The 12,766-nt window shown below is 39.9% G+C and carries 12 protein-coding genes; 7 read left to right on the forward strand and 5 right to left on the reverse strand.

Annotated elements, in window-relative coordinates; genetic code table 11:
- Window positions 1-24 precede the first annotated feature (24 nt).
- The 3 genes from GFH30_RS06840 to GFH30_RS06850 all read right to left on the reverse strand — a co-directional run bounded on the left by GFH30_RS06840 (window position 25) and on the right by GFH30_RS06850 (window position 3,193).
- A complete protein-coding gene (locus GFH30_RS06840) occupies window positions 25-723 on the reverse strand; it encodes a histidine phosphatase family protein (protein WP_153371517.1) in 699 nt (232 codons plus the stop codon).
- Window positions 720-1,841 carry a phosphotransferase family protein gene (locus tag GFH30_RS06845; RefSeq protein ID WP_153371518.1) on the reverse strand — a complete coding sequence of 374 codons (1,122 nt, stop codon included), beginning with the start codon at window positions 1,839-1,841 and terminating at the stop codon, window positions 720-722. Before GFH30_RS06845 ends, GFH30_RS06840 begins: the two co-directional genes overlap by 4 nt.
- Before the next feature lie 110 nt (window positions 1,842-1,951).
- Complete coding sequence (locus GFH30_RS06850; protein ID WP_153371519.1) at window positions 1,952-3,193, reverse strand: acyl-CoA dehydrogenase family protein; 1,242 nt, start codon at window positions 3,191-3,193, stop codon at window positions 1,952-1,954.
- Between the two features lie 90 nt (window positions 3,194-3,283).
- Between GFH30_RS06850 and GFH30_RS06855 the strand changes: the two genes are divergently transcribed.
- From GFH30_RS06855 to GFH30_RS06870, 4 genes are all read left to right on the forward strand, one after another.
- Complete coding sequence (locus GFH30_RS06855) at window positions 3,284-4,201, forward strand: LysR family transcriptional regulator (protein WP_153371520.1); 918 nt, start codon at window positions 3,284-3,286, stop codon at window positions 4,199-4,201.
- A gap of 178 nt (window positions 4,202-4,379) precedes the next feature.
- The gene (locus GFH30_RS06860; RefSeq protein ID WP_153371521.1) at window positions 4,380-4,928 is read left to right on the forward strand and encodes a thermonuclease family protein; all 549 of its coding nucleotides are present in this window, start codon (window positions 4,380-4,382) and stop codon (window positions 4,926-4,928) included.
- 130 nt (window positions 4,929-5,058) lie between these two features.
- Entirely contained in the window at window positions 5,059-5,493 is a 435-nt protein-coding gene (locus GFH30_RS06865) for a MarR family winged helix-turn-helix transcriptional regulator (RefSeq protein WP_227551467.1), read from the forward strand.
- Window positions 5,486-6,688, forward strand: a complete 1,203-nt coding sequence (locus GFH30_RS06870; protein ID WP_153371523.1) for an MFS transporter — start codon at window positions 5,486-5,488, stop codon at window positions 6,686-6,688. Before GFH30_RS06865 ends, GFH30_RS06870 begins: the two co-directional genes overlap by 8 nt.
- Window positions 6,689-6,720: 32 nt before the next feature.
- Here the strand turns inward: GFH30_RS06870 and GFH30_RS06875 are convergent, their stop codons facing one another.
- Window positions 6,721-7,926 (reverse strand): alkane 1-monooxygenase, encoded by a 1,206-nt coding sequence (locus GFH30_RS06875; protein ID WP_153371524.1) that lies wholly within the window; start codon window positions 7,924-7,926, stop codon window positions 6,721-6,723.
- Between the two features lie 188 nt (window positions 7,927-8,114).
- Here GFH30_RS06875 and GFH30_RS06880 point away from each other — a divergent pair, with 188 nt between their 5' ends.
- On the forward strand, window positions 8,115-9,050 hold the full coding sequence (locus GFH30_RS06880; protein WP_153371525.1) for an AraC family transcriptional regulator: 936 nt from the start codon (window positions 8,115-8,117) through the stop codon (window positions 9,048-9,050).
- A 17-nt stretch (window positions 9,051-9,067) separates the two neighbouring features.
- Here GFH30_RS06880 and lpxB read toward each other — a convergent pair whose 3' ends face one another.
- Window positions 9,068-10,237: a lipid-A-disaccharide synthase gene (gene lpxB, locus GFH30_RS06885; protein ID WP_153371526.1), complete on the reverse strand. Its 1,170-nt coding sequence runs from the start codon at window positions 10,235-10,237 to the stop codon at window positions 9,068-9,070.
- A 359-nt stretch (window positions 10,238-10,596) separates the two neighbouring features.
- Between lpxB and GFH30_RS06890 the strand changes: the two genes are divergently transcribed.
- The gene (locus tag GFH30_RS06890; protein WP_153371527.1) at window positions 10,597-11,487 is read left to right on the forward strand and encodes a sulfite exporter TauE/SafE family protein; all 891 of its coding nucleotides are present in this window, start codon (window positions 10,597-10,599) and stop codon (window positions 11,485-11,487) included.
- Window positions 11,488-11,614: 127 nt separating this feature from the next.
- The gene (locus GFH30_RS06895) at window positions 11,615-12,706 is read left to right on the forward strand and encodes a 3-deoxy-7-phosphoheptulonate synthase (RefSeq protein WP_153373389.1); all 1,092 of its coding nucleotides are present in this window, start codon (window positions 11,615-11,617) and stop codon (window positions 12,704-12,706) included.
- The last annotated feature ends 60 nt before the right edge of the window (window positions 12,707-12,766 follow it).

Here is a 12,766-nt window from a genome sequence, read left to right on the forward strand (position 1 = left end):
TTATCCTTTTCATTCTTATTGCAATTAAATCCATGTCAATAAATCAGGTTGTTTTGCTTTTATAAAATGATGTTCATTTAAACTCAATAATTGTGCTTCATTTCCAACTAAGCGTAGTGTCGTTAAACTGGTATTGGCAATTGCCCAATTCAATGCAAAGGTTTTTTCAGGGCTTAAGCCCAATAATTTTCCAACGGCAACCGAAATGACGCCACCCGAAGTAAATACCACGGCATAACGTGGCTGCGTGTTTGCCAATTCATCACATAGATGTTGCAGACCATTTTCGACACGTGCCTTAAATTCAGGCCAAGATTCTTCATATTCATGGTGATAATCCCCACCCGTCCAACGTTCAATGGCACCTTCAAAAATTTTGCTTAAATAGGCACGTGGGTTTTCGTGCTGTGCAACATCCGCTTTAAGTAATTCAGGCTGATTAAAACGTGGTTCATATTGGGCAAAAACTTGCTGATGATTAAACTCATTCCAAGCAGGAATGGTCACAATCTCACTTTCGGGAAAGCATTCAGCTAAACAAATTTTTGCGGTTTGCTGATGACGCTGCATCGAACCTGCGACAACATAAGGTGCTTCTTTTAAGATGTCATCCAAATATTGACCTAAAAGTTTGGCTTGTTGTTCTCCATTCGGAGAAAGTTTGTCATAACTTTCAGCACCAAAAGATGCTTGACCATGACGGACTAAATAGATGGTGGTCATTTTGGCATTAACTCTTTAAATTTGGCGATATATTTTTGTGCGACTTCGTTGGCTTCAAGCTTTTGTTGTCCAATCAGTTTAAGCGCACGAATGTGTAAGGCGTGAATGACAATCCAAAAGTCCTTAAAAGCAGGATTATTGGTTTGCTTATGATAATAACGATAATAAATTTGCTGTGCGATGACGGCTAAGCGGAAAACACCAAACACTTCATAGAAAGTCCAATTTGAAGGATTCAAACCTGTTTTCTCAAGATAATAATCCACAACTTCTTTACGCGTGAACATGCCTTTTAAATGGGTGGGTTGACGACGTGTCGCTTTAAAAATCGCGTTGTCGCTCTCTTCGACCCAATACGCAAGTGCTGAACCTAAATCCATCAGTGGATCACCCAAAGTCGCCATTTCCCAGTCCAATACACCAATGACTTGAGTCGAATGGTTTGGATCTAAGATGATATTGTCAAAACGCCAATCATTATGAATAATGCAGGTTTTTGAGTCAGCAGGAATATGTTCTTTGAGCCAATTTCGGACGTATTTAAAGGATGGTACATTGATGGTCTTGGCTTTATCAAAACGTGCATCCCAACCTTCGACTTGACGCTGGCAATAGCCTCCACCTTTACCGAGTTTCTCTAAATCTGTGCCTTCATAAGGCACTTGGTGTAACTCAATAAGTTTATCGAGAACATTGGTACACAACTCACGCACTTGTGTTTCATTAAAATTAAGTTCTCTTGGTAAATTTGCTCGTGGAATAATCCCTTCAATGCGTTTCATGACGTAAAAGTCACAACCGATGATAGATTCATCCTGACAGAGTAATACCATTTCAGGTACGACAGGATAAAAATCAGCAAGCGTTCGCTGTACATGGTATTCACGTGCCATATCATGTGCTGACTTGGCTTTTGTGCCTTTTGGTGGACGACGCAAAATATAATCGGCATTTTCATACTTTAAACGATAGGTCCAATTTGAAGCACCACCTGAATATTGAGTGACTTCGACTGGTCCTGAAATTTCTTCGCCGTGTTCAATCAACCAATTACCAACTGCACGAACATCGAGTTCTTCACCCTCACGTACCGATCCACCAAGATCAATCACTGACATGCTGTTCTTCCTAAATCTTATAAATTATTTAATCTTTTCAATTCTGTACTATCTAAGTTTATAACATGGCAAATCCTGACTTGCCATGCGTATACGTATATGACTCAATCTTATTTTTGACGACGTGTGCTGTAGCCTCGTTTTGCCAATTCTATTTTTGCAATCATGCCTTTATGCACTTCATCAGGACCATCCGCTAAACGTAAGGCACGTGCTTGAGCAAAGAAACCTGTCAGTGGTGTGTCGCGTGAAACCCCTGCACCACCATGAATTTGAATAGCCATATCGACTACTTTTTCAAGCACACTTGGTGCAACGACTTTAATGGCTGAAATTTCGGCTAAGGCAGCCATATTGCCGAAGGTATCCATTTTATATGCTGCATACAATGTCAATAAACGTGCTTGATCAATTGCAACACGTGCTTCTGCAACACGTTCTAAGTTACCACCCAGTTTCAGGATTTCTTTGCCAAATGCAGTACGACTCATCCCACGGTCAATCATCAGTTCTAAGGATTTTTCTGCTGCGCCAATGCAACGCATGCAATGGTGAATACGACCAGGTCCCAAACGCCCTTGGGCAATTTCAAAGCCTTGCCCTGCGCCACCAATAAAATTGCTGAGTGGTACACGGACATTGGTAAAACTCACTTCGCCGTGGCCATGCGGTGCATCATAATCACCAAACACAGGCAGCATACGTTCAATTTTGACACCTACAGTATCGATTGGAACAAGAACCATCGAGTGTTGATGATGTCGATCTTTACTTTCGTCTGGCGTATGTGCCATAAAAATCATGATTTTGGCATTGGGATCACCTAAACCTGACGACCACCATTTACGACCATTCAATACAATTTCATCGCCGTCGATGATCGCCGTCGCTTGCATATTCGTGGCATCACTTGATGCAACATCAGGTTCAGTCATACAAAAAACGGAACGAATTTTTCCTTCCAATAATGGCATAAGCCACTGTTGTTTTTGCTGTTCAGTGCCATAACGCCAAAGGACTTCCATATTTCCGCTATCTGGTGCATTGCAGTTAAATACAATGGGTGCGATGAGACTACGTCCTGTTAACTCGGCAATATGTGCGTACTCTTGGACAGAGAGTCCTTGACCCAATTCAGGACAGGGTAAAAACATATTCCAAAGCCCTGCTGCTTTGGCTGTGGCTTTTAATGTTTCAAGCGTTTCTGGCCATTGCCATGTGGTCCAATTACCACCCGAATTTTGCGCATGTACGTCATGCCAAAATTCAGCTTCAATTGGTTCAATTTCATCATGAATAAATTTTTGAGTGCGTTCAACAAAGTCTTGTGCACGTGTTGATAATTCAAACATCATATGACCCTTAATATTTATATTTAATCCTTTACAGCACCATAACCTGAAATTTACTATGCATAAAATGATTATTTTTTATAAAGTACTATGAATACTATTCATGATAAAAACCTGGTAGACCTGAGCCTTTTTTACAAAATTGATATTAATTTATATCCTGTTTTTATCAGTATTTATGAACAGAAAAATATCTCAAAAGCAGCGCAAATACTAAATGTGAGCCAGTCGGCTGCAAGTCATGCCTTAAATCGTTTGAGACATCTTTTACAAGATCAATTATTTATTCGATCTGGGCATCAGATGGTAGCAACCCCTTTCGCTGAACAGATCTATCCTCAAGTGGTTCAGGCACTAAGAGCTTTACAACAGATTTCTATTCCGCAGCAAACTTTTGATCCTCATCAAATTAAACAATTGCGTATTGCGGTACATGATGAAATTGAACCGATGATTTTCCCCCAATTGGTTCAACACTTTCATTCACTTCATTTAGATATCGAATTAATCAGTGCCAAATTAGATCGTAAAAATATGCTTGCTGAACTGTGTACACAGCAAATTGATTTTGTGATCGATTTAGAAAATATGGTGAGTGATCAATTACAGTTTGATGCACTCATTCAAGATCGTTTTGTGGTCTGTACACAACAAAAAGACATGAATCAGCAAATTTATTTTTCTTCATCGCATATTGGGGTTTCATCTCGGCGTACAGGTGTATTGGTCGAAGATGTCTATTTGCAGCGTAAACAACTGAATCGAAATATTTTTTTACGTTGCCAACATTATTCAACCGCCCTGCAAATTTTGCAGCACTATCCAGAAGCGATTTTAACTGTGCCAAAGAGTGTAATTCAGTATCTACCTCTAGCTAAAAAGCTCAATATTTTTGAAGTTCCTGTTGAACTGCCTATCTTAAGTCTAGGAATGTATTGGTTGAGAGATTTAAAATTAAATAAAAGACATGATTTTTTGCGAAGCGAAATTTATAAAATTTTTGCTTAGGCTATTTTAATGATGGTAGTTTCCCACTTAGGCTATTTTATACGGACGATTTGACACCAATTGTTGCTTTAATCTACAAATACGGTGTATCCGCTGATTTAATAACCGCTGTGGTTTAAGGATGTCATTTAAAATTTGATCACTCTTTTTTGTTCAATATTTTGGACAGTGATCTTTTATGCTTACACTCCCGCTTGCTGCAAAAATCATTTTGGTTTTGGCGGCTATTGTTCTTGTTTTTTATGTCGTCAATAAAATCACGGTATTTTTAAGAGATTTATTTAAGCCCTTTAAAAAAGGTAAAAAATATTGGTGCCGCGTGAAAGCAGTTAGTGACGGTGATACCCTCACCTGCTACCGATTTAATGTACGTCGCTCTGAAACCAAGCTTCGTTTTGCCTATGTTGATGCCCCTGAATCGAGCCAAGCTTACGGTAAAGAATCACAAAAAATGGTGAGCAAATTAATTGGTGGCAAACTTATTCGGGTACACATTACCGATATTGATCGTTATGGTCGCTGTGTAGGTGTGATTTATCGCTTTGGTACAAATATCAATGAAGAAATGGTCAAACGTGGTGCTGCGTGGGTCTATGAAGATTACATCAAAGATGCCAATCGCTTGAAATATATGATGGGACTACAAGAAAAAGCCAAGAAACAGAAAAAAGGTTTATGGCATGGCACTAAACCCATGCGTCCAAGCACTTATCGAAAACAGAAATAGATTGCTCTACATATTTTAAGCTATTGATCCACAAGCCGTTACATAATTTTATATGTGTGCTTATTGATCAATTTAACGCTTAGGCGTATCTTTAGCACATTATAGTTAACCTGGTTAATTAGTTTTGGATATGTCCTCCCGGTTTCGTTTCACATTATTGCGCTGTGCACGCTTAATGAGTGATGAAATTAATACCGTTTTACTCCCCCATCAACTCAACTACTCACTTTGGCAAACCTTGGTCATTCTTCATCTAAATAAAGATTGTACTGCACTCGATATTGCCAAAGAGCTGTCGATTTCAAAGCCCGCTGTGACCAAAAGATTAAATCATTTAACTGATTTGGGCTGTATTCAACAGATTCCATTGCCAGATAAGCGTCAAAAACAACTGAGCCTATCTGAATTTGGTGAGCAGCTCTTTCAAGAGTGTTCACAAGAGATCGACGATTTAGAAGTTGAGCTGTTAAAGCCATTTGATCGGTCTGAACTGAAGCAAAGCCATCAATTTATTTCGCAACTGTTAAATTCACTTCAACACAGAAAGGAGCCTATCCATGAATGAGCAGCAACCTGCATTATGGACGCGTAATTTTATTCTGGTCAGTTTGATGAATTTCCAATTGGTGTTGGTTTTTTATCTGTTGGTTGTGGTGATTGTCGGTTATGTAGTGGCAGAACTGCATGCTTCTACGGCGCAAGCGGGCTTGGTTTCAGGTTTATTTATTGTCGGCACACTGATTGGTCGTTTACTGGTCGGTAAATTTCTGAATCGTTTTGGTCGTAAAACCACACTTATTGTTGGTTTAAGCGGCTTTTTGATTTTCTCAGGCTTATATTTTATTCATATGAGCGTTGGCGCATTACTGTTTGTCCGTTTTTTCCATGGCTTTATGATGGGCGTGGCATCGACGGTACTCGGTACAGTCATTGCACAGATTTTACCGCCAAAACGTCGTGGTGAAGGGATTGGCTATTACAGTATGAGTAGCACGTTAGGGACAGCCATTGGACCATTCTTAGCGATTTGGATGATGCTACATGTCGGCTATACTGCCATTTTCACCCTTTCAACGCTTGTTTCAATCAGTTGTCTTCTTGTCGCGTTTATGGTGAATATTCCCAATAGTTTACAAGGCAATAAAAATTCTCAACCCACCACTACTAGCAATAAGCCGAGTTTCATTTCACATTTCATTGAAATAAAAGCACTTCCGATTGCACTAATTATGCTTTTTGCATCCATCTGCTATTCAGGTGTACTGTCTTTCGTCAACTTTTATGCCAAAGAAATTGATTTGGTTCAGGCAGCATCTTTATTCTTTTTAATGTATGCAATTGCGATTTTATGTTCTCGTCCATTTACCGGTCCATTGATGGATCGTAAAGGCGAAAATATCATTATGTACCCTGCTTTTTTGGTCATGGCGATTGCGTTATATCTGTTAAGCCAAGCAGAAAGTTCCACGATGTTACTCATCTGCGCTGCTTTATTGGGACTCGGTTATGGCAATGTGCAATCTGTATGTCAAACGGTTGCAGTGAAAAGTACCACGCTAGACCGCATGGGATTTGCGACATCTACCTTCTTTATTTTCCTTGATGCCGGTCTTGGTTTTGGACCTTACTTTATTGGAATGGCATTAGACTTTATTGATTATCGCCAGTTGTATATGTACAGCGCGATTGCATCCCTCATCTGTATTGGATTGTATTACGTCTTACATGGACGACATGCCACACAGAAAATAACTGCATAATAAAAAAGCGCCCATCAAGGCGCTTTTTTAATTTAGGATGCAATCCCATATTTTTGGTAAATTTCTTCTCGTTTTGCCGGATGAATATTGGCACGTGTTAAGTCACCCTTGTAATGTGCAACAACACGTTTATCCATCATTTTATACCATAACGGTGGGATTAATGCCGGAATCAACATGGTCGCATAACCACTCGGTAATACGGGTGCTTCTTTAAAGTTACGCAGTGCTTGAAATGGTCGGCTCGGAAACGCATGATGATCGGAATGACGTTGCAACTGATATAAAAATAGATTGGTCACAATATTGTTATTGTTCCAACTATGCTCAGGCAAAGTACGTTCGTACTTTCCATCCGCCTTTAGCGTACGCTTTAAGCCATAATGTTCAATATAGTTAATAATTTCAAACAAAGAAATGCCGTAAAAAGCTTGGGTAATGGTGTAAGGAATGACCTTCTTGCCATACGTTTTGAGCATCAAAGTATGATACGCCGCACTCATACCCCAACCATGGAATAATTCATTTTCCTTCACAAAGAAGCCTAAACCTTTACGTTTCAGACGGCGTTGTTCAATCTCAATGGCAGATTTAATGCCCCCAAAAACGGTACGCGGCCAAAATTTATAGAAGGATTCACCCATTTGTGAAGATGCTGGATCTTCTGGTGTCGCCACACGTTTATGATGTCCATAAGGATGTTCGACCCTGAAATGGTTATACACCAATGGCATAAGCGTAGCATGAGACCAATAATGATCTTTTTTCTGCGGTCGATGACTGAGTTCATGTGCGGTATTGACTGCAACACCATTGATTGCGCCCATCGAAATACCCAATAGAACTTGATCGAATAAAGAGACCTCTTTACGTGTCACCACATAGCCTGCAAATGCGTTGGCTGCCATTTGTAGTGGAATAAACATTTTGACGATACGATCATAATAAGGATCATCAACTAAAACTTTGATCTCATCATCGCTTGGATTATTTTCATCATCACCGACCAAGGCATCCAATGTTGGAATAACCACGTGTAGTAATAATGGTCCACCCAAAGCAAAGAGTTTTTTGGTGGCTTTCGGACCAAAATGATAGCCTGCCAAAATACCCATACCAATCACGGGTAAGCCGGGGCTCAGTAACCAACCAAAGCGTTTTTTATCAATCTTCGCGCCTTGCATACGTGCAGCATCCGGCTGCATTCCAAGTTTTGTTATTTGTGCAGGAGCATTCATTGCGACCTTCCTGTTTTATGATACCCTGCAGTTATAGTTCAATATTTGGGCATGCAAAAACAGTTTTAAACGTCCAAATTAGCTATGTCAGCGTCCTTGTCACATTTGGCTTGATTCTGTCCTTTGCTGACAGATAAAAGTAGAATAGCATTGAATTTAAACACGAAAATCAAATAAGAATTGAAGAAATGGATGCCTTAAGTAAAATTTTTGATGATATTCATTTGGCAAAATCTGAATATATTTATTTAAATGCGCATCATCAATGTGCATTTCACTATGACAATGAGCCCTCGATGTTGGCTTATGTGGTACTGCATGGTCAGGCAGATTTAAAATTTGCAGAATGCGATGCCATTCCTTTAGAGCAAGGCGATTTATTTTTAGTCCCTGCAGGTAAAAGGCATCAGATTTTTTGCCCGCGTATGTCGGACTTTCAGACCTCTATTGCCATTAATGCCTTTTTTGAGAGCCACGCGCAACAAACGGTTGAGTTAAATCAGCATGATGAGCAATCTGAACGCACATTTATTCTCGCGATTCGCTCAAAGCTCGATGTCCACATGGCAAAACCCTTACTCAGTGCGCTGCCCCATTATCTTCATATCCAGCATATTTCTGATGCAACCGCACCCGAATGGTTACAAGTCGGTTTGCAATTTTTGGCTTTAGAAACCCTAAGTACGCGCCCAGGACGCGATAAAATCTTAGATCATTTGGTCAGTATTTTACTGATTGAATGCGTGCGGGATTATATTTTAAGTCTTGAGCATCATCACACTTGGCTCAGTGCGATTTCACATCCTGAGCTTTCTAATGCCTTAGCTGCAATTCATGGGCAACCTGAACAAAGTTGGACCGTCGAATCGTTGGCAGAACAATGTCACATGTCACGTTCTAAATTCGCGCAGCTTTTTACCCAAATTGTGGGCGAAACGCCACTGGCGTATTTACAGCAGCATCGCTTACGTTTAGCGGCTCAATATTTAAGAAATGGTGGCTTTAGCGTGCAACAGATTGCCCATTGGGTTGGATATAGTTCTGAAACTGCGTTTAGCCAAAGTTTTAAAAAACAGTTTCAGATGACGCCAAGTCAATATCGGCAACAATCACATATTATTTAAAGATTAGCTTAGGCTATTTATAGAATATTGAGAATCGCATCGACTGGATTTTCACTATTGCCTGCAAGCAGCTGCTTATGCATTGTTATATGTTGCATGGCTTGAATCTGTGCGGTTTCTACATGCATTAAAGCTTCAATTTCAGCTGCTAATTTTTCAGGTGTGGCATCGGCTTGGATCAATTCTTGAATCACTTTTTTGCCTGCAATAATATTCGGCAAAGAATAATATGGAATTTTAATTAAGAATTTCACCACATGATAAGTGAGCCAATTCAGCTTATAGAAGGTTACCATCGGACGGTGCAATAGCATGGCTTCTAGTGTTGCTGTGCCAGATGCCAAGGCAATGATATTGGAGGCATTCATCACCTGACGACCAATTTTAGATTCAGTATCACGATTTTCAAGGACCCGGATCTGATCTTGAAGGCTCTGCGGATAAGACTGTAACAGTGCATCAATTTGTTGTTTACGTGCATCATTAATCGCAGGAATCAAGAACTGATAGTTCGAATATTTTTGATGCAAAATTTGCGCAGCATCGAGCACCAATGGCCCTAATTTTTCAATCTCACCACGGCGACTTCCGGGCAACAGCGCAATATGTTTTTGCTGCAAATCCAATCCGAGTTCTTGCTTGGCGTCATCAAGGGCATTTTCTAGAGGTAACTGTCCTGCCAAAGGATGACCCACGAAAGCTGCTGGCACTTGCCATTTCTGGTAGAACGCTTTTTCAAATGGGAATAAACACAGAACCAAATCAATAGTGGCTTTGATGCCATGTACGCGTCCTTGACGCCACGCCCATACCGATGGACTGACATATTGCACCGTTTTAATCGGTAGGTGTTTTCGTTTTAAGCTTTTTGACAACCGTAAATTAAAATCAGGTGCATCAATACCAATAAAAATATCAACGGGGTCTTTGCTCCATGTCTCCACAAGACCATCACGTACAGCAAAAAGCTTTTTAATATCTTTTAAAACTTCGACAATGCCCATCACCGATAAAATATCCATCGGATAATAACTTTTAAAGCCTTCAGCGAGCATTTGTGGCCCACCAATCCCTTCAAATTCTGCATCAATGCCTTGCTCTCGAAAACTACGGATCAGTTTTGCTCCTAGTGTATCACCTGATACTTCGCCGACCACGATTCCGATTTTAAGTTTCCGATTTTGCAATTGAATTCCCTTTTAAATATCTCATACAGCTTTAATTTTATCATAGTCATTCTATGAAGATACTTTTGTATGAAAGAGCTTAGGATATTTTAAACTTTTTAATGACAATCATCATTTGAATAGCATTCTCTATTTATTCACGAGCATCCATATCGTTCTCTCAATCCCAATGATTACCTTGCATTTTCTGATCTTAAGTTCAGTTTCCTACTAAAAATTAGAGTCCAAAAACCTTTGGAAAAATATCTTTTCAGTTCTGCTTTATCTTTTTTTTGCATAAGCAATTCTATAATCAAGACAACGACTTATCTTTAAAAGTCATAAGATATCCGCGTTTTTAGATATTGGCATAGATATACATGTTGGGTTCCATCGAGTTTATTTTAGCGGGTGTGTTGGTTGGTTTTTGTGTGGGCGTAACGGGTGTCGGTGGTGGTTCTTTGATGACCCCCATTTTAATTACACTGCTTCGTGTCGAACCCCATATCGCAATTGGAACAGATTTGTTGTATGCCGCTATTTCTAAATTCTGTGGATCATTAGTGCATGCTAAAAAAATGAATATCGTGTGGCCGATTGTGCTGTGGTTAGCTGTGGGCAGTATTCCCGCATCTTTTGCGACGCATTGGGTACTTGAGCACTATTTAAGTCAGTCAACCCACTATAAAGCCACTTTAACGATGGTCTTGGGCTTTATGTTGACCCTGACTGGGATCTCCATTTTAATGCGCACTCACATTGAACGCTTCTTTAATAAACATCGTAAGCAAGAACTCTCTGACCTCAGCTTAGATATGGACAAGGTCAAACAACAAGCCAAAGATAAACGTGTCTTAATTATTATCATGGGAATTGTGCTTGGTGTTTTCGTGACGCTTTCATCTGTCGGTGCAGGCGCATTCGGCATTATGGCACTCATTTTGATGTTCCCCAATTTACCGATGATTCGAATTATTGGCTCAGACGTGGTACATGCCGTGATGCTGACTTTAGTGGCAGGTCTGGGTCATATGAGTGCAGGTAACGTCGATTTTGTCTTACTCGGCTGGTTATTATTGGGCTCAATTCCTGCGATTATTGTCGGAACCTTATTGAGTTCACGTATGCCTGAAAAACTGATCCGTAAGATTTTAGGCGTGACTTTATTCTGTTTAGGCGTGAACTTTATTGTGAATCCTGTGAAATCAAAACCGGCTCAATCAGTAGAATCTGCCATGATGATTCAAGCTGAAAAATCGCAGTCCGTTTAATTTAACTATACGATTCATCACTTTTTTTTCAAAGATTTATTCATCTTTTTTATAACAAAGTGACGCATCATTCATGTTATATTCGGGCTATTAAACAACCTTTTGTATGATCGAACCAGTGACGGCAATGAATACACTACAGTCAAAAACTATTTCACAATCCGATATCGATGATGTGAATATCCAAAGCATGATTCCACTTGTAACCCCTGCTGATTTAAAAGCAGAGTTACCTTTGACTGATACTGCTTATCAAACCGTACTGAATGGTCGTGAAACGATTCGTAAAATCTTAGATGGTGAAGATAAACGCTTATTTGTGGTGATTGGTCCTTGTTCTATCCACGACACAGCCGCAGCGCATGAATATGCACAACGTCTGAAAGTGTTAAGCGAACAAGTCAAAGATACACTGTATATCGTTATGCGTGTTTATTTTGAAAAGCCACGTACCACTGTGGGTTGGAAAGGTCTTATTAACGACCCTGACATGAATGACTCGTTCAATATTGAAAAAGGTTTACGTATTGGTCGTAAACTATTACTCGAATTGAATGAATTGGGCTTACCGTGTGCGACTGAAGCGCTCGATCCAAACTCACCACAGTACTATCAAGATCTGATTTCATGGTCAGCAATTGGCGCACGTACTACGGAAAGCCAAACGCATCGTGAAATGTCATCGGGTCTATCATCACCTGTGGGCTTCAAAAACGGCACAGATGGTGGTTTAACTGTTGCAACCAATGCGATGCAATCGGTAAAACATGGACATAGCTTCTTGGGTTTAAACGATCAAGGTCAAGTCTCTGTCATTCGTACTTCGGGTAACCCGTATGCACACGTGGTTTTACGTGGTGGTAATGGCAAACCAAACTATGACGCAGGTTCAGTGGCAGATGCAGAGTTTGCTTTAGCCAAAGCAAAAGTCAGCAACAAAATTATGATTGATGCCAGTCATGCTAACTCGAACAAAGATCCGTATCTACAACCATTGGTCTTAAAAAACATTACAGAACAAATTGTTGATGGAAATAAGTCAATTGTTGGTATTATGGTAGAAAGTCATCTAAAAGGTGGTCGTCAGGATATTCCGACCAACTTATGTGATCTTGAATATGGCAAATCAGTGACCGATGGATGCATCGATTGGGAAACCACTGAAAAAACCTTGCTGGATATGCATAACGGTCTGAAGGATATTCTTCCAAACCGCTAAGTATCACGCAAACGCCATCGATAAGATGGCGTTTGTATTATAACGATAGGAAAATTTTAT

The organism is Acinetobacter wanghuae (assembly GCF_009557235.1).
In the GTDB taxonomy this organism is placed as follows: Bacteria; Pseudomonadota; Gammaproteobacteria; order Pseudomonadales; family Moraxellaceae; genus Acinetobacter; species Acinetobacter wanghuae.